The sequence below is a fragment of the Fibrella arboris genome, assembly GCF_041321095.1.
Taxonomy (GTDB): domain Bacteria; phylum Bacteroidota; class Bacteroidia; order Cytophagales; family Spirosomataceae; genus Fibrella; species Fibrella arboris.
In genome coordinates this window covers 538,153-556,172 of the sequence record NZ_JBGGWE010000004.1, presented here as the reverse complement: position 1 = coordinate 556,172, position 18,020 = coordinate 538,153, and the positions used below count along the sequence as shown (strand labels likewise).

The 18,020-nt window shown below is 53.5% G+C and carries 16 protein-coding genes; 11 read left to right on the top strand and 5 right to left on the bottom strand.

All coding sequences use genetic code 11. The features are described 5' to 3' along the window. The first annotated feature begins 139 nt into the window (after positions 1–139). From tssD to ACAW75_RS09790, 5 genes are all read left to right on the top strand, one after another. On the top strand, positions 140–4,375 hold the full coding sequence (gene tssD / locus ACAW75_RS09810) for a type VI secretion system tube protein TssD (protein WP_370728516.1): 4,236 nt from the start codon (positions 140–142) through the stop codon (positions 4,373–4,375). A 19-nt stretch (positions 4,376–4,394) separates the two neighbouring features. Continuing rightward, the gene (locus ACAW75_RS09805; protein WP_370728515.1) at positions 4,395–4,721 is read left to right on the top strand and encodes a hypothetical protein; all 327 of its coding nucleotides are present in this window, start codon (positions 4,395–4,397) and stop codon (positions 4,719–4,721) included. Positions 4,722–4,881: 160 nt separating this feature from the next. After that, entirely contained in the window at positions 4,882–5,175 is a 294-nt protein-coding gene (locus ACAW75_RS09800; protein WP_370728514.1) for a hypothetical protein, read from the top strand. A 173-nt stretch (positions 5,176–5,348) separates the two neighbouring features. Next, on the top strand, positions 5,349–5,975 hold the full coding sequence (locus ACAW75_RS09795) for an RHS repeat-associated core domain-containing protein (protein WP_370728540.1): 627 nt from the start codon (positions 5,349–5,351) through the stop codon (positions 5,973–5,975). Positions 5,976–5,990: 15 nt separating this feature from the next. After that, on the top strand, positions 5,991–6,308 hold the full coding sequence (locus tag ACAW75_RS09790; protein ID WP_370728513.1) for a hypothetical protein: 318 nt from the start codon (positions 5,991–5,993) through the stop codon (positions 6,306–6,308). Here the strand turns inward: ACAW75_RS09790 and ACAW75_RS09785 are convergent. Further along, positions 6,220–6,444 (bottom strand): hypothetical protein, encoded by a 225-nt coding sequence (locus tag ACAW75_RS09785; RefSeq protein WP_370728541.1) that lies wholly within the window; start codon positions 6,442–6,444, stop codon positions 6,220–6,222. The two genes, ACAW75_RS09790 and ACAW75_RS09785, sit on opposite strands and share 89 nt — an antisense overlap. Between ACAW75_RS09785 and ACAW75_RS09780 the strand changes: the two genes are divergently transcribed. After that, on the top strand, positions 6,367–6,543 hold the full coding sequence (locus ACAW75_RS09780) for an RHS domain-containing protein (protein ID WP_370728512.1): 177 nt from the start codon (positions 6,367–6,369) through the stop codon (positions 6,541–6,543). The genes ACAW75_RS09785 and ACAW75_RS09780 overlap by 78 nt on opposite strands. A gap of 94 nt (positions 6,544–6,637) precedes the next feature. Beyond that, positions 6,638–8,623, top strand: coding sequence for a glycoside hydrolase family 2 protein (locus ACAW75_RS09775; protein ID WP_370728511.1), 1,986 nt, complete (start codon positions 6,638–6,640; stop codon positions 8,621–8,623). A gap of 202 nt (positions 8,624–8,825) precedes the next feature. On the opposite strand, the gene ACAW75_RS09770 is transcribed toward ACAW75_RS09775, so the two are convergent. After that, positions 8,826–9,254, bottom strand: coding sequence for a YtxH domain-containing protein (locus tag ACAW75_RS09770; RefSeq protein WP_370728510.1), 429 nt, complete (start codon positions 9,252–9,254; stop codon positions 8,826–8,828). 33 nt (positions 9,255–9,287) lie between these two features. Beyond that, positions 9,288–9,539, bottom strand: coding sequence for a YtxH domain-containing protein (locus tag ACAW75_RS09765; protein WP_370728509.1), 252 nt, complete (start codon positions 9,537–9,539; stop codon positions 9,288–9,290). A gap of 227 nt (positions 9,540–9,766) precedes the next feature. Between ACAW75_RS09765 and ACAW75_RS09760 the strand changes: the two genes are divergently transcribed. From ACAW75_RS09760 to ACAW75_RS09745, 4 genes are all read left to right on the top strand, one after another. Then, positions 9,767–10,261, top strand: coding sequence for a SixA phosphatase family protein (locus tag ACAW75_RS09760; protein WP_370728508.1), 495 nt, complete (start codon positions 9,767–9,769; stop codon positions 10,259–10,261). A 25-nt stretch (positions 10,262–10,286) separates the two neighbouring features. Further along, positions 10,287–10,826, top strand: a complete 540-nt coding sequence (locus ACAW75_RS09755; protein ID WP_370728507.1) for an FAD-binding oxidoreductase — start codon at positions 10,287–10,289, stop codon at positions 10,824–10,826. Positions 10,827–10,848: 22 nt separating this feature from the next. Further along, positions 10,849–14,172: a M4 family metallopeptidase gene (locus ACAW75_RS09750; protein ID WP_370728506.1), complete on the top strand. Its 3,324-nt coding sequence runs from the start codon at positions 10,849–10,851 to the stop codon at positions 14,170–14,172. 232 nt (positions 14,173–14,404) lie between these two features. Continuing rightward, a complete protein-coding gene (locus ACAW75_RS09745) occupies positions 14,405–15,430 on the top strand; it encodes a bile acid:sodium symporter family protein (RefSeq protein WP_370728505.1) in 1,026 nt (341 codons plus the stop codon). Positions 15,431–15,442: 12 nt separating this feature from the next. Here ACAW75_RS09745 and ACAW75_RS09740 read toward each other — a convergent pair whose 3' ends face one another. Together ACAW75_RS09740 and ACAW75_RS09735 are read right to left on the bottom strand one after the other, a co-directional pair. Further along, the gene (locus ACAW75_RS09740; protein ID WP_370728504.1) at positions 15,443–15,694 is read right to left on the bottom strand and encodes an energy transducer TonB; all 252 of its coding nucleotides are present in this window, start codon (positions 15,692–15,694) and stop codon (positions 15,443–15,445) included. Between the two features lie 408 nt (positions 15,695–16,102). Further along, positions 16,103–18,010, bottom strand: coding sequence for a M56 family metallopeptidase (locus ACAW75_RS09735; protein WP_370728503.1), 1,908 nt, complete (start codon positions 18,008–18,010; stop codon positions 16,103–16,105). Between the last annotated feature and the right edge of the window lie 10 nt (positions 18,011–18,020).

The following is an 18,020-nucleotide window of genomic DNA, read 5'->3' as shown; positions in this document are numbered from 1 at the left end:
TCAGGCTTTACGGCAGAAAGCTGGAATAATAACCCGCTAACTCAAATAGTCGACTAAGGCAACAGGGAAACAACCAGAATTGCCTAATATCGAAGGTTGGCCCGGCATGTGACTATGCTATTACAGCCAACTGGCGCTTATGGCATCCTTTTCTGCGTTTCTTGACGTAAAAGGTCAACAGTATCCGCTGTTGGCCTATGAGCTGAGCATCCATCAGGAAACCGATTCGCTGGGTCGACCAGCCTCGCCAACACTGGGCGGCACCATCGATTGTGTGCTCAGCTCGCCGGGCTCCGATCAGCCCTTTCTGCACCAGTGGATGTTCTCGCCCACCATGCAGGAGGACGGCAAGATCGTGCTGATGCAGGATTCGCCCCGCGCCACGCTGAAGACCATCTCCTTTTTCAACGCCTACTGTATTGGCTTGCAGACCAACTTTGTGCCGGGGGCGGGCGGCGGGGGCAGCCTCCAATTGCACGTGCGGCTGAGTCCGCAGCGCATTGCCGTGGGGGCCATTGTACACGACAACAACTGGCCCCTGGTAAGCCACGGCGCCGGTGAGACATTTGCCGAGCAGCAGGTGGCCCCGCCGTCTAAAGGGAAGACCAAAGAGCAGGACGAACCCAGTGCCTTCAGCGAAGGGCTACATTCGTTGCTCGACGTGGTGGGCATGATTCCCGTGATTGGGGAAGTGGCCGATGCTGCCAACGCCGCTATCTACGTAGCCCAGGGCGACTACGCCAATGCGGCGATGTCGGCGGCCTCCATGATTCCGCTGGCCGGCAACTTCGTGGGCGCGGCCAAGCTGGCTAAAACTGGCGCGAAACTGGCACAAAAGGCCGCTAAAGTAGTGCCGCCCAACCTGTTGACGAAGCTCGATGAGGTTGGGGCGGCCGGCAAGACGTTATGCACGAAAGTGGGGCACCCCATCGACGTGGCAACGGGCCTGCTGTTTACCGAAGCTGTCGATTTTAGTTTGCCGGGAACAATACCTTTAAGCTGGGAACGTACCTGGTATTCGGCTTCCGATTATCAAGGTGTATTGGGCCACGGCTGGCATCTTGGCTATGATCTGGGCCTGACCCTCGACGGTGAAACCAACGTAGCGGTGCTTCGCATGGCCGATGGTCGACAGGTCGGGTTTGAGCCGCCCCGGACCCCCGACCAGTCCGTACTGGATCTGGCGAGCGGCTTGACCCTGCACCGCCCGGGCCCGTCAGAAGACCCGGCTACCCCCTGGCTCGTCTGGGATAAAGCCAAAGGACTGTGGTACACCTTCGCTCAGCCCCCCACCGATGGCTCTTACCAGCCGTTGCACACCGTCGAGAACGCGACCGGCCAGTTTATTTCGTTTCAATACAAGGCCGATCGGCGGTTGAACCAACTCGTCGATTCGGCGGGGCGGGTACTGAGTCTCGACTATAATCCGCAGGGTCAATTGATCGCCCTGTTCGGCCCGCACCCCGACCAGTCCGATGAGCGTATTCAGTTGGTTGGATACAGCTATGATGCATATGGTAATCTCGTTGCCGTTACAGACGCGGAGGGAAATGAAACCCGGTACGTGTATGCCGGTTACCAGCTGGTGCAGGAAACCAACGCCGTTGGCCTGAGCTTTTATTTTGAGTACGAAGCTCTGCCGCAGCCGAACCTGCCTGCCCGCTGCGTACACACCTGGGGCGATGGGGGTATTTTCGATACGAAGCTCCAATACGTCGACAGTCAGACTACGCTCGTTTGGGACAGCTACGACCAACAAACCAGGTACGTCCATCAGAACGGTGTTGTCAGTGAACAGACCGACCCGCTGGGTAACCGGCAGCAATGGATTTACAGTGACCATAATCAACTGCTCGCCCAAACGGATGGCCTTGGACGGACGACTCAGTTCCGGTATGATGACGCCGGTAACCTGACGTCGACCCGCTACGCCGATGGCAGCAGTCAGCATACCGATTATGACGAGTCAGACCGGCCCGTCGCCTTTACCGATGCGCGGGGCAGCATCTGGCAGTATGCCTACACAACCGACGGACTACTGGCTACACAAACCGACCCGTTGGGCGCTGAAACGGCCTATGCCTACGACGAACAGGGCCGACTAAGCAGCGTGACGAATGCATTGGGCCAGACAACGTACCTGCGCTATGACGAGCAGGATAACCTGGCGCATATTGTCACTCCCGATGAGCAGATCCGCTCGCGCAGCTACGATGCGCTGGGCCGCGTGATCACGTTGACAGAGCCTACAGGCGCTGTACAAACCCGCGCGTATGATCGGCTAGGGCAGTTGACAGCCCTGACTGAACCGGATGGTAGCCAGCGTCAACTGGTTTACGATGGCATGGGTAACGTGATCGAAGCACGGCAGGGCGATCAGGTCGTTCAGTTTACGTATACAGGTCAAAGCCGATTGGCCCAGCGCCGACAGGCTGGCCAGCAGGTCGATTTTGCGTATGACAAAGAAGGTCGCCTGACGGGATTGACCAACGAAGCAGGCCTGCATTACCGCTTTGGGCTGGATGCCAATGGGCAGGTGGTGGAAGAAGAAGGCTTCGACGGTCTGTTGCGGCGGTATGAACGTGATGCGGCTGGCCAGGTCACCACGGTGCTACGCCCCGCTGATCGCAGCACCGCGTATACCTACGATGCAACCGGCCAGGTTACCCAGATTCGGTATAGCGATGGTACGCAGGAGGTCTATGGCTACGATGGAGCCGGTGGCCTCACCAAAGCGCAGAACCAGACCAATACGGTTCGGCTGGACCGCGATGCACTGGGACGCGTTGTTGGTGAAACGCAGGGCGAACATTGGGTCGAGTACAGCTACGATGCACTGGGGCAACGTACCCAGCTCACCTCGTCGCTCGGCGCGGCCATCGGCTTCGACCGGGATCAGATGGGGAACCTCACCCGGTTGAGCAGCCAGAGCTGGCAGGCCCAGTTTGGCTATGATCAACGCGGACTGGAGGTGCAGCGTCAGCTAAGTGGCGGGGTGCAGATGAGCTGGCAACGCGACGCCGCCGGTCGGCCAACCCAGCAACGCATCACCGCCGGGGGCGATGCGCCCCGGCAACGTACCTACGCCTGGACAACCAACGATATACTACGCCAGATCGACGACAGCCAGTGGGGTGTGAGCCAGTATGAGCATAACATCTTCGGGGCGTTGACCAAAGCGACCTATGCCGATGGTACCCAGGAGCTACGCCTGCCCGATGCCGTCGGTAATCTGTTTGAGCGGGCTGATAAAACCGACCGTCAGTATGGACCCGGAGGTCAGCTGCTCAGTAGCCAGCACGCAACGTACGAATACGATGCCGAGGGCAACCTGACCCGCAAGACCACCGCTAAAGGCGAGGTCTGGCAGTACGAGTGGGCGGGCAACGGTATGCTTAGCCAGGTTGTTCGGCCAGATGGGCAACCCGTCAGCTTCACCTACGATGCCCTGGGGCGGCGGCTGAGCAAAAGCTACAAGGGCAAAACCACCCGCTGGGTGTGGGAGGGCAACAAACCCCTGCACGAGTGGAGTGAACTGAGCCTGGATGGGCAGAACACCGAGGCGGTCATCACCTGGCTCTTCGAGGAGGACAGTTTCGCGCCCATCGGTAAATTGCAGGGCAGTACTCGTCACAGCATCCTGACCGATCATCTGGGGACACCACTTGAACTGGTCAACCAAAGCGGACAACGTACCTGGCAAGCGCAGACAACAGCCTACGGGCGTATCCGCTTGAGCGAAGGTACGCGGGCTGAATGCCCCTTCCGTTTTCAGGGGCAGTACGAGGATATAGAGACAGGCCTGTATTACAACCGCTTCCGCTATTACGACCCGCAGGAAGGAGCGTATGTCAGTCAAGATCCGGTTGGACTAAAAGGAGGTGCTAACTTGTATGGGTATGTCGAGGATACCTTAACTTGGACGGATATTGGTGGCCTGGCTGGTATTCCTTCATTTGACGCTTTGAAAAAGATGGCCGAAACTACCTTAGACTTTTCAACGGCTAAGGATGGTGCGGTTTTCTGGTCAGGAAAAAATATGCGAACTGCGCAGGATTGGGCAAGCAAAGTTGGAAAGACAACACTTGAGCAGACCGTTGGCGGTAAATATTTAAATGACTTAAAATTATTTGAAAATTTACCAGGAAAGCAAGCAGCAGAAATATGGGATATTGCTTCGAAACGATTTGCTGAAGGCGCATCGGGTACTGCACAAGTATTCTCTGGAGGTGCTAAGAAAATTGGTGATTATGGACTTCGCACTTGGTGGAGGATTGAAAAGCCAGCTCTACTAAAAAATCCGTTAGTGTCATCTATTGTACGAATGCGAAAAGATGGTTTGCCTTTTGGATCAAAAGCAGGATGTAAAGTGTAACTAACAATGAAATACACCAATGCAGAAAAAGAAAAAAATAGATCCCTCTGAATATAATTTGATTCAGGAATTGAAGGCGCAAACAAACCATGGGCCGATGGTGGAGGTTAACTCGGTCGACAAATACAAAATAATGATCATCGGGCGTGGAGAACAATTGTTTTACCAGCAAGAAGATCGGGCATTGTTATGTGATATACAGGTTCGAAATGATTTGATTTATCAGAATAGTATTGCATGGTGGGATAATGGAAATGCTGTAACTGAAAGTGAAAAATCAATTATTTTAGAAAGGTTAATTAATTATTTCAAGATTTTTCAAAAATCTGGTGTGAAACTGGTTTGAATTAGTCTAGCCTTTCTACTAAGATATCTTATATCTCAATTGGTGGGAAACTTATAAGCAATAAGTCTATCCCTCAGTCGAACAAAGCGGGCACGTATCTGGCAGGCGCGGACAACCTATTATTGAGTGGGATACTAATTTACGTACAATAAGTTTTGCTATGGATGCCTATTATAAAGAGTTAATAGATAAATACAATGACAACATCATTGAGCATGAGGGGAATTTGTACGCAATACGTGTTATAGGTCGAGGAAATAATCTTTTTTTTAGAGAAAATGAGAAATGCTTAATCTGTGATATTGATGCTGAGCACGGAGTTATATATAAAAAATCAATAAAAATTTGGGATTCCGTAGATGAAAAAATGACGAAGTCTGAAAAAGATAGAGTAACAGCGTTGATAGCTGATTTCTACAGAAAAATTTATAATCCCAACGTTTTACGTAAATAACGTGAGTGATTAATAATTGTACCTAGAGCCATACGTCAGTAATGCGTTAAGGAATTATCCATAGTCCACGTTAAATAGAATTGAAGTTATAGAAACGGATAGCTCATTATTTATTGAAAATGCCGTAGAGCAACGTAAACTCCTTTAGTGATCATTTAGAACAACCACTTGAACTGGTCGACCAAAGCGGACAACGTACCTGGCAAGCGCAGACAACAGCCTACGGGCGTATCCGCTTGAGCGAAGGTACGCGGGCTGAATGCCCCTTCCGTTTTCAGGGGCAGTACGAGGATATAGAGACAGGCCTGTATTACAACCGCTTCCGCTATTACGACCCGCAGGAAGGAGCGTATGTCAGTCAAGATCCGATTGCACTACGAGGCGGAGATAAGTTTTATGCTTACGTAGATGATCCATTGAATTGGGTAGATCAATTAGGATTAGCTTGCACGGCAGCGGGGAGTTTACCACAATTAAGGGGAAAGTCAGTCGCCAATATTCAACGAACGCTTAAGAAGAACGGATTTACGCATCGCAACCCAGGAAATTCCAGAAACGAACGTTGGGTTCATACTGACGGTTCTGAAGTACAGATTCACAAGTACGGCAACGTTAATACCACTCCTCATAAGAGCGGAAATAATGCTCATGTTCATAAATCAATTGGACGCCATGGACAATCAGGTTCAGTAGAACTTAACGACCGAGGAATTCCATCTACTAATCCGAATGATACTCATATTGGTATAAAGAATCCAGCAGACTATCAAGTTATATCAGGACGACCTCACGGAACATAAAATTTATCGATATACATGGGACTTGAATTGAAGACAAGGTTTCACGACAAATCTTGGTACAGCGTACACAAAAGCATAGTAGCAGAAAAGATACGACAATTGCCCTCTTTCATAGAGGAAATAGCGAATAGAGAGTTTTGGTTGAAGGCTTCAAATTCTGACAATCCATGGGAATACGATGTTAGAGTTTTTATGGAAGATGAGGGACTTTTTATCGAATCTAATATAACAACTGATACCCTCATTAAAGACATAAAATATTTATTTGAGCAATTACATAAACTAACTCCAGTTGAACTTGTCGACGACGATGATGAAATTTTTCTTTTGTAAAATAAACTAAAGCATCACCTGGCTTTTCGAGGAGGACAGTTTCGCGCCCATCGGTAAATTGCAGGGCACCAGCCGTCACAGCATCCTGACCGATCACTTGGGAACGTCCCTTGAACTGGTCGATCAGTGCGGCCAACGTACCTGGCAAGCGCAGACAACAGCCTACGGGCGTATCCGGCTGGACGTAGGTGCGCGCTGTCGTTTTTGTTTTCAGGTCTTTGAGAATGATAGATAGTCCGGCGTAAGGTTACCAATTGGTTTGTTTAAAATCGATTTGATCAGTAGGAATTGTATGGTTGCCCCCCTTTTGCCGGCAAACAGTACCTCCTATGACTCAACAGTGTGCATTTCTAACGGCAGGCATCCTGTTAGCGCTACACTTTACCCATCCGGGCCAGTCGCAGACAACCCCGCCCGCCCCGACCACCCCCTCAGCACCCACATCGGTCAGCATTGCCCCGCCCCGCATCGCGCCAATCATGAGCCGCTGGGAGAAGCAGGTAACGCCCGAAAACGCCTGGCGCGAATACCCTCGTCCGCAACTCGTTCGGCAGCAATGGCAAAACCTGAACGGATTGTGGGACTACGCCATCACGGCCAAACATGCACCACAACCGAACCGGTTTCAGGGGCAGATCCTGGTGCCATTCTGCGTCGAATCAACGCTGTCGACAGTGACGAAATCCCTCACGCCCGACCAGCGGCTCTGGTATCGGCGGCGGGTGACCTTGCCCGCTGACTGGGCCGGGCAGCGTATTCTGCTCCACTTCGGTGCCGTCGACTACGAGTGCGGCCTTTGGGTGAATGGTGGGTACGTTGGCGCGCATACCGGCGGGTCCGACGCCTTTACCTTCGACGTAACCGACTACCTGAAAAAAGGGGCCAACGAATTGATATTAGGCGTAACCGACCCGACATCGACCGGCGAGCAACCACGCGGTAAACAACTCCTCAGCCCACGCGGTATCTGGTACACCCCCGTGTCGGGTATCTGGCAGACGGTCTGGATGGAGCCCGTTCCCCGCGACCGACATATTGACGAAGTACGCGTAACACCCGAACTGGATTCGAGCCGGGTACGGGTGGAGGTGCTGATGAACCGCCCAAACGATGGCCCAACGGCAGGCATTCGGGTGACTGCGCTGGACGGCGAGCAGGCGGTAGCCACGGCGCTCGTGCGTGAAGGGCGCACTGCCTACCTGCCCATCCAAAACCCGAAGCTATGGACACCCGACAGCCCCTTTTTGTACAACCTGCGTGTCGAATCCGTTACCCTGGCCGATCCATTTTCCGGAAAACCCAACAACCAGCGACCCCGCCGGGGTGAAACAGCCGAGCAATCGGCTTACGCAGGTACGTCGGTAACGGGCGCACCAGTCGATGGGCTGACAAGCTATTTCGCCATGCGGAAGATCGCCGTAGGGCCAGGGCCCGGCGCGTTGGCGAATCAGCCCGTATTGCTGCTCAACAATCAGTTCGTGTTTCAGAACGGTCCGCTCGATCAGGGCTGGTGGCCCGGTGGATTGCTGACGCCTCCGTCTGACGAAGCTATGGCCTTCGAGATCGACTTCCTGAAAAAATCGGGCTTCAACATGCTGCGGAAGCACATCAAAATTGAGCCCGAGCGCTATTACTACCTCTGCGACAAGCTGGGCATTATGGTCTGGCAAGACATGCCATCCGGCTTCCTGGCTGGCCAGCAGGAGGGAACTGGCGACCAAACAGAGCCGTTGCGCCGATCGAAAGCCGTAGAACAGTACGAACTGGAATTCCGGCGGATGCTCGATCAGTTGCATAATCACCCCAGCATTGTCACCTGGGTGGTACACAATGAAGGCTGGGGGCAGTTCGACACTGATCGGTTGACCAACTGGGTGAAGGGCATCGACCCCAGCCGGACGGTCAATGCTGTCAGTGGCTGGAATGACCGTAATGCCGGTGATTTTTTCGATATTCATACGTACCAGCCCGAGCCCAACGCGCCCGCCCCGAAAACCGATCGCGTAGTGGTGATCGGCGAGTTTGGCGGTATTGGCTGGCCGATTCAGGGCCATTTATGGAATCCGGAAATGCGCAACTGGGGCTACCAGACCTATCAATCAGCCGACGAGACGCTGGCCGCTTACCGGAAAAAATATGCCAAAATTGTGGAATACTTTCAGAAGCAGGCCTTGTCAGCGGCTGTGTATACCCAGACGACCGATGTAGAGGGAGAAGTTAATGGTCTGCTGACTTACGACCGGGAAATAATCAAAATACCGGTTGAAACACTGCGGCAAATTCACGCGCCACTACTACCAGCCACGCCCCGCTAACACGCCACGTTTATACAAACAGATCACACTGCCCAAGCCAAAAGCGTAGCTGCGGTACCAGACCCACCAGCCAGAAAAAAGTCCTGACTTATTATCGCTAAATCAGTTAAAAGCGAACGCCCCCGGCTTTGTTGAGCCGGGGGCGTTCTTTCATAGATCGTTGAGTAAATCAGTACTGTGGTACTGGGCACTTTAGTTGCGATTAATCGACTTTGATCGACTCTTTCGCAGAATTAATTCCTGACTTGGCCTTATCAGCCGCGTCGTCTACTGTATTGTTATACTCGTTCTTTGCTTCGTATTTGTGTGCGTCGAACTCAGATTGGGCCTGACCTTTCGTTTGGTTAAACTGATCTTTTGCCTGTCCAACCAGTTGGTTTGCCTGATCTTTCACCTGACCGACGTATTGGTTTGCCTGGTCTTTCACTTTGCCAAATTGGTCTTTAGCCTGCTCGACGTATTGATTCGCCTGGTCTTTCACCTTGCCGAACTGATCTTTCAGATCGTCAGACCGCTTGTTGGCCTCTTCTACCAGTTTATCGCGGGTTTCTTTACCGCTCCGGGGAGCTGTCAGGATACCAATGGCTACGCCTGTCAACAGGCCGGTTAGGAAATCACGTGTGCTACGCATTGTCTTCTTGTTTATAAGTTGAGTTAACTGATATTAAAATTTGGCCCGACGCTTCGCTTCGGCAGCTACGCTTTTTGACTTGTCGGCAGCCGTTTCCACGTATTCATTGTATTGGTTGCGGATGCTTTCCAGGCCGTCCTGGAGCTGATCCTGTAGGCTGCTGAAAAAATCATCGGTATCGGAAACGAGTCCTTCGCGTGTTTTTTTGCCGCTTTGAGGGGCCAGAAGCACGCCAACAATCACGCCTGCTGCAATGCCGAGTAATATTCCGGGTAGCGATTTCATGAGTATGTGTGTTAAGTGAATTGGGTCATGTAGACAGCCTTCCTATTGAAAAAAGCGTACCAGTACCTGCACCCGGCCAAAAGATAAAATATTAATCGGCTGTTAAACAGGTGTTTATAGTATGTTTAGCGGTATAGTGCCAAACTGTGCTGTATATTGTTGGCGGGGAACAACTTCCACAAACTGGTTAGTCTGTCCCCCAATTTCCTACTCAATACATATAGATCATGAGCAAACTCTGCCTGCTACCGTTGCTGGTGATTGCTTTCCTAACCAGTTGTACCCCCACGGCCACACTCTACATAGTGCGCCATGCCGAACGGGCCAATGATACCGATACAACCAGCCTGTCGGCCGAGGGATTACGCCGGGCCGATCAGTTAGCCCAGCGTCTGGTCGGTGTTCGTCTGGATACCATCTATGTAACGCCCTACACACGTACCCGGCAAACGGCATCGCCCACCGCACAGTCAAAGGGTTTACCGTTAACACAGTACCCCGCTAGCCCGGTTACCAAACTGACCCAGCGTGTCCGTACTTTTCGGAACAAATCGGCCCTGGTGGTAGGCCACAGCAATACCATTCTGGAGATTGCCAAAGCCCTTGGTACCACGCCCAGATTGCAACGCATTGAACACGGCGACTATGCAAACCTGCTGATTGTGAGAATGCGGCTGACAGGCGCCGGTTGGCAAGCCACTCTTCAGGAAGAGACGTATTAATTAACTGCTTTATTATCAATTCTCTATGTATACACCGTTACTTGTCCTTGCCCTTTTTACTACGCTACCATCGGCCTCCTGGTCACAAGCTCCCACGGCCGCAGCGCCCAACTCACTCACAAAGGCGGCTGTCCAAAAGACAGACAAAACGCCCGCAATGGTTATGCGGACCAGGAAAAAATTGGCCTCGCGGGAGATTCCTGACACCTACACCGGTCGAATCCTGTCGGTAGGGTCGGGTGGTGGCATCGTTGGCAGGGAAACCAGTTATTCCCTCCTCGACGATGGGCGGCTGTTTGGCCGGAAAGCCGGGCAGACAAGCTATACGTTCATTGGCAAGCAGACTGCCAGCAACACAAAAAAAGTATTCTGGTCGGCCGAGGATCGGTGTGCTATCCGCAAAACGACCTACAGCAAACCGGGGAATGTATACCGGTTTGTAAGCTGGAGGAAAGGGTCTGAACAGCACAAGGTGACCTGGGCACCCGGTGATAAGAAACTACCCGCCAACTACGAGCAGGTATATACCGGCTTCATGGGCATGATTCCCCCCGCCAGCCGATAAACCCCTTAGTTGATCCATCGCCATGAAAAAACTCTACGCTTGTTTACTGCTGTCGGTCAGCGCGTTGGCGCAACCACCCGCTCAGGAGGCCGCTGCCCAATTGGGTAATGCTGCATTCGGGCCCGGTCACGGCTTCTCGCAAAAACAGAAGGCTGGTCGGGCCGATGTCGATCTGGCACGGCGGCTAAACGCTACCGAAACGCCGGTGCCTGCCGATCAGCGTACCCGGCAAACGCTGCTGGCTACGGGCAGTGCCCCCGTCACGTTGCCGCCGATGAAGCTAAAGATCGTTCGTGATCCGTCGTCGGGGTTGCCGCTCTATATCGAGAATCTTACCGCAGGGAAAACCGCCATCAATAAGCAGGTACGTCGGTCGGCGCAGGCAACTACCTATCAGTTCCTGAGCCAGGTACGTGGTCTGCTCACGATCAGCGACCCGGAGCAGTCATTTGCCTTGAAGCAATCAACGACCGATGAACTGGGCCAAACGCACCACCGCCTGAGGCAAACGCACCGGGGTGTTCCGGTTTACGGTGCCGAACTGACGGTGCACCAACTGGACGGAGAGGTAACGCTCATGACTGGCCAGTACCGGATTATTCCGTCGACCCTCGACGTGCGCCCTACGCTTTCACTGGCTCAGGCAGGTAAAGAGGCCTTTCGGCACATGGGTAAAGCAGCACCTGTGCAGATGTTCGGTCAGGGTGTACTGAAGCTTGAGCCCGTAGCCGGTGAACTCTGCGTCTATGCGGGCGGCGCAGACGCCACCGTGCCACCCCGCCTCGCCTATGACCTCACCGTTCGTCCCAATCTGGTTGAGCGCTGGCAATATATTGTCGACGCCACTACGGGCGAAGTGCTGCGACGCTTCAACAGTACCTGTAGTATTGATGGCTCGCGCGACGCTTCGGCTCGTGACCTCAACGGTGTGTCGAGGGCCTTTAAAACGTACCAGATCGGCAGCAATTACGTGATGATGGACGCCAGCCGGGCCATGTACAGCACCGCCAAATCCAAACTGCCCGACAGCCCGGTTGGTGCGCTTTGGGTGATCGATGCGGCCAATACCTATGGCGAGAATATCAGCGTGAAGCAGGTTTCCTCATCGACCAATGCAAACTGGACATCCACTGCAGCCTCGGCCCAGTATAACGGCGGTATTGCCTACGATTACTTTCTAAAGACGTTCAAGCGCAATTCGATCAATGGCAATGGGGGAACGGTTACGTCGATCATCAATGTCAACGACCCCGAGACCGGAAAGGGCATGGACAATGCTTATTGGAACGGCGAATACATGATGTATGGAAACGGCGATGTAGGCTTTAAACCACTGGCTGGGTCGCTCGACGTGGCGGGCCACGAAATGAGCCATGGCGTGATCCAGAACTCGGCCAATCTGGTGTATGACGGCCAGTCGGGCGCACTGAACGAATCGTTTGCCGACGTGTTTGGCGTGCTGATCGACCGCGACGACTGGACAATCGGCGAAGAAGTGGTGAAAGCCGCCTATTTCCCATCGGGTGCCTTACGGAGCATGGCCAACCCCAATCAGGGCGGGAAATCGGATAATGGGTATCAGCCCAAAACCATGACGCAGTATGTAAGCACCACCGAAGACAACGGCGGGGTACACATCAACAGCGGCATTCCCAACTACGCCTTTTACCAGATCGCTACCGCGACCGGCAAAGACAAAGCCGAGCAGATTTATTACCGGGCGCTGACCCTGTACCTGACCCGCTCATCGAAATTTCTGGACCTTCGTCTGGCGGTGATCAAGGCGGCAACCGATCTCTACGGGGCTGGCGGCACGGAAGTGGCGGCGGTTAAAACGGCTTTCGATAATGTGGGTATTACGGAGAGCAGCAGTACGCCAACGCAGGATAAAGCGCCGATCCCAACCTCGACCGGGCAGGATTTTGTGGCCCTGGTCAGCACCAGCGATAGTAAGCTGTATAACACGCCGTATCCGACCACAGCCTTTACCCAGCGTAGTTTATCGGGTCTGAAACGCCGCCCCAGCCTCACGGATGATGGCAGTGTGGCCGTATTCGTGGGGAGCGACGGGAAGATCCGGGCGTCGAGCATGACGCGACCCGCGTCAGAAACAGTGATTTCGCAGGAGGCGGGCTGGGCCAACGTGGTGATTTCGAAAGACGGCACCAAGCTTGCCGCCCTGACCGACAAGCAGGATGGTAAACTGTGGGTATACAGCTTCGATTTGGCCAAATGGAACACATTTACGCTCTATAACCCCACCTCGGCGCAGGGCGTGAAAACGGGTGAGGTGGCCTACGCCGACTCCTTCGAGTGGGACTATTCGGGCGAATATGTTATTTACGATGCCTACAACAAGCTGACCAACTCCAGCGGGCAGGCCGTTGACTACTGGGATGTGGGCATCATTAACGTCTGGGACGGCTCGAAAAAGACGTTTGCTACGGGCCGGATCGATAAACTATTTACCGATCTGGACGAAGGAATCAGTATTGGGAATCCATCCTTCTCCAAGACTTCGCCCGACCTGATTGCCTTCGACTACCTCGACGAAAACGACAATACGTACTATGTGCTATCGGCAGACATTGAAAAAGGAGATGTACAGATCGTATATAAGAATAATGCCCTTGGTTTTCCCAGCTATTCCCGCACCGACAATGCCATTGTGTTTGGCACCAACTCGTCGGGAAAAGAATCTGTGGCGTTGATCAGCCTGAATGCCGATAAGCTGACGCCGAAAGGCACGGCAACGGCCCTCTACACCGGTGCTAAATGGCCCGTCTGGTACTCAAACGCGGCCCGGGCTATCCCAACCAGAGTAAATCAGGCCATTACGTTCAACGCCATTGCTGATCAGTTAATTACGGCGGGAAGTGTTACGCTACAGGCTACCAGCTCGGCTGGGCTCACGGTTGGTTTTGCGGTGCAGGCTGGCCCGGCCGAGATTGTAGGCAATCAGCTTCGGTTCACCGGCACCGGTACCGTGACCGTTCGCGCTTTCCAGGAAGGCAACAGCCAGACCTACGCCGCCACGCCCGTTGACCGGACATTTGCCGTAAAAGCAGCACCGGTTGTGCTGGCTATCGAACCCGATTGGGCCAATGAGGTACGTCTTTTTCCAAACCCCAGCCGCAACCGTATTACGGTAGAGCTGCCTACCGGTCTTAGCTGGCAAACGGCCGATCTGGTCAGCACGTCCGGCGCTGTGGTGCAGCAGCACCGCAGCGCCGGTACGCCGGTAGGTACGTTGTCGGTCGAGCTGGGTACGTTGCCATCGGGCGTGTACGTCATCAGCATCGAAACGAATCAGGGCCGTGTCCAGCGCAAAGTGATGCGGGAGTAACTTGCCCTCGACTCGTTTACCTACCATTGCTACGCTAAAAAACCAGCTGTTAAAACGAATGGTCGACCTGTAACACCAGCGCGGTTACAGGTCGACCATTCGTTTTAACAGCTGGTAGGAACGCCGCTCCTTTTTCTGCTGAATATAGGCCTTAACGTTCTCCTTCAGAACAGGTAGCGGCATAGTGCCAATCGTCGCAAACGAAAGCCTGCTGAAGCGGGTTAGTTTAGGTATGGCAAAAACGTCGTTCGCTGCGCTGCTGGCCCGTGTTGGGCTGGATTGGTTTATTCTGGCCCTGTTGGGCATGATCGGACTGGCCCGGCTCTGGCCCGAACCGGGTTTGCAGGAAGGGCCACTGTCGCTTTCATCGCTGACGAACTACGGCGTTTCGCTGATCTTCTTCTTTTACGGCCTGAAACTCAACTTCGATCAACTGAAAGCAGGCCTGCGTAATTACCGCCTGCACCTGCTGATCCACCTGACCACCTTTGTTCTTTTTCCGGCGCTGGTACTCGGCGCCCGAGCCTTACTGCTGTCGCCGGAAACTGCCCTGCTCTGGACGGGTATTTTCTACGTGGCCGCGTTGCCCTCTACGGTGTCGTCGTCGGTGGTGATGGTATCCATCGCGAATGGCAATATGCCCGCTGCTATTTTCAACGCCAGTATATCCAGCCTGATCGGCGTATTCATTACCCCACTCTGGATGAGCGTGCTGCTCAGTGCCAACAGTGGTCAGTTCGATTTGCAGGGCATTATCCTGAAACTGACCTTACAGGTGATTGTTCCGGTTGTGCTCGGCCTCCTGCTGAACAGGCAACTGGGCTGGTTTTCCGAGAAGTATAAGTCAGCCCTGCGTTCTTTTGATCAGTTCACCATTCTGCTGATCGTGTACACCGCTTTCTGTGAATCATTCCACCTGAATCTGTTCCGCGATTATTCGGCGCTCGATCTGCTGCTGCTGGCTGCTGGGATGCTACTGCTGTTCTTCGTGGTTTTTGGCTTTGTGCTGATCGTCAGCCGGTGGCTTCATTTCAGCCGTGAAGACCGTATTACCGCCCTGTTTTGTGCGTCCAAAAAATCGCTGGTACAGGGGAGTGTCATGGTCAAAGTGCTCTTTCCACCCACGGCGGTTGGGGTAGTGCTCTTGCCGATCATGATCTACCACGCCCTGCAACTGATCGTCGCCAGCATACTGGCCAAAGCCATGGTCAACTGGCGACCGACACCACTGCCAGTAAAGGCAGAGGTCAATATGTAACGGCAGTAACGTCTATGCGGCGTCAGAAAAGGAGATTGGCAGCACTAGTTTAACCTTGACGGGCTCGCCCGCCAACGTACCTGGCGTCCAGGCTGGCATGGCTTCTACCAGGCGAATTGCCTCCTGATTACAGGCGGAGTCCAGGCCTGTCAGTATGACAAAATCACCCGTTGTTCCGTCGGTGTTGATAACAAATTCAACGATTATATTGCCCCGAGCGCAGGCAAATTGAGCGGACTGAGGGCATTGCAGATTGGCACGCACATAGTCAGCCAAACCAGCTTGGCCGCCGGGAAATACGGGGTTGATAAAGTCGCCTTATCGATCCGGGCGACTTGTATTGTACAGCCCATTCATGGTTTCTATAGGCGTTGCCTGCCTGTTTATACCAGTTAGTTTTATGTACTACAATTGTTTTTCGTTGTTAGGGCAATACCCCTGTTCCGGGCATTTTGCTGCTATAGCGACTAAACGCTTTCTCATAAAACAGAACTTGCTGACGCGCGTCCTTTCGACTGGCTCAGGGTGACAGAACACTCAGCTATGTTAGTTTAACGACTGGATGTGGCTTGTCACCGTGAGCTAGTCGAAGGGACGCGCATCGGCAAGCTCTGTTGCTAAAGATGATGCCTACACTTTTGTGAGAAATTCCTGCCTGTGAGAGAGAGCCAGTTATTCTTTTTTCTTCGCCGCTTCAGCGCCTTTTTTCGTTGTAATACGAATCACGCCATTCTTGGCTTTAAGGCCGTAAACCGAAGTGGCAGATTCGCCTTTAAGTACATCGATAGACTGGATCGTATTCGGGTTGATCGTTTCCATAGCCTCGTGTGATATTTCTTCGCCATCCACGAGGTACAGGGGCGGGTTGGTGTGGTCGTTAAATCGTGATTGGTCAATTACTCTCACCTGGCCATTATGATAAATAGGTGGGCTACTTTTTACAACAGTGTCCATCTGGAGAAGAAGCGAACTGGGTACGTTCAGGCCTACTTTTGTTTCCCCTAGTGAGAAAGCTATCGGTAAGGTGTACTGAACTGCTACGGGCCGACCACTCTGTATACCGGGGAGCCATTTGGGCATGATCGACATGACCCGCACGGCTTCTTCATCGCAACCCGCGCCGATCCCCTTCAATATCCGAATCCGGTCGATAGCTCCGTCGGTATTGACTACGAAATTGACGAAGACTTTCCCCTCCACTTTCTTCTTCCGGGCCTCGTCTGGGTATCGAACATGATTACCCAGAAACTGAAAAAGGGCTTTCATCCCTCCCGGAAATTCGGGGTTCCGCTCTACCACCGTAAAGATTTCGTTCGAGCCCGCAGGAGCCGGTTGGGTAAGTGACTCAGGTACGTTCGTCATCGGCATGGTGGTGCCATCAACGGCCTGTTGCTTTAGAGTGCAGACAACCACGTAGTTTCCCTTCGCTGGAATAACCAATTCCGACGATTGGAAACCTACAAAGCTGGAAACAAGCACAGTACCGCCAGGCACGTCGAGAGTGAAGCGACCTTCAAGATCTGTTGTCGTGCCTTTAGTGCCATTCTTAACAACGACGTTTGCCCCCGGCAGGGGCTTTTTCAGATGATCTCTTATAAGACCTGTCACATGAACGATGGCCTGCATGTTAGTAGTCGAAATAGCCACACGACCAGACGTTTCTGCTTCCAATTCAGGCGCGTTGGTCATGGCCAGTAGCGCGGTGGCGAGGGGTAGTACGAGGGCGTATTTCCAGAGGGCGCGGCGGCGGGTGTGTTGTTGGTACAGCATCTGAATGCGTTGTTTAAGGGTTGGCGAATCGGGCCGATCGGGGCCAAACGAATGAGCCAGTGAAGTCTGGTCCAAGAGCTCGGTGGGGAGGTGGAAGGCATAGCTGACCAGAAAGCGGGCGTAGGCATCTCGGTGGTCGGGTGTCTGCGGGGCAGCGTCCCGATCGGCCAGGTATTCATGCACCTGCCGGATGGCCTGCCGGTAGCCAAACAGGGCAGGATTAGGCCAGCACAGGGCCTGTACTACTTCCAGCACCAGTATATCCAGGCTGTGCCGTTGCCGGATGTGCACCAGTTCGTGCTGCCGCACGGCGTCGGTTTGTGCATCCTCGGGGTTGAGCACCAGGTAACGGAAAAAGGAGAAGGTTGGGGTTTGTGCGCTGTGGGGCAACACCAGTATATGATCATCAAACGATTGGGCAGGCCATTGCCGAACCAGCCGCAGCAGCGACCCCGTGCGCCAGACCATTCGGATGAGTAGCCCCGCGGCCACCAGGGCGAAAGTCCAGCCAGCCAGCACAGGCCAGTCGGGCAGGAGGGGCGTCTCGGCCGCTGGTGCCCGACCTACTACGCTGATCGTATCCACAGACACGCTGGCGTAGGCAGGGAGGTCGGTTTTTTCCCACGGCCAGGGAAAAGACAGACCCGGAATGTGCACCAGCGGTAACACGAAGGCCAACACCAGCGAGCCCATCAGGTACGTTCGGTTCAGGGCCAAAAACGTATGCCGGCGAAGCAACAACGCGTAGCAGCCGAAGAACAGAATCAGGAACAGATTGGCTTTCAGCCAGTAATCGGCAAGCGGTGTCATGGCATTCAAG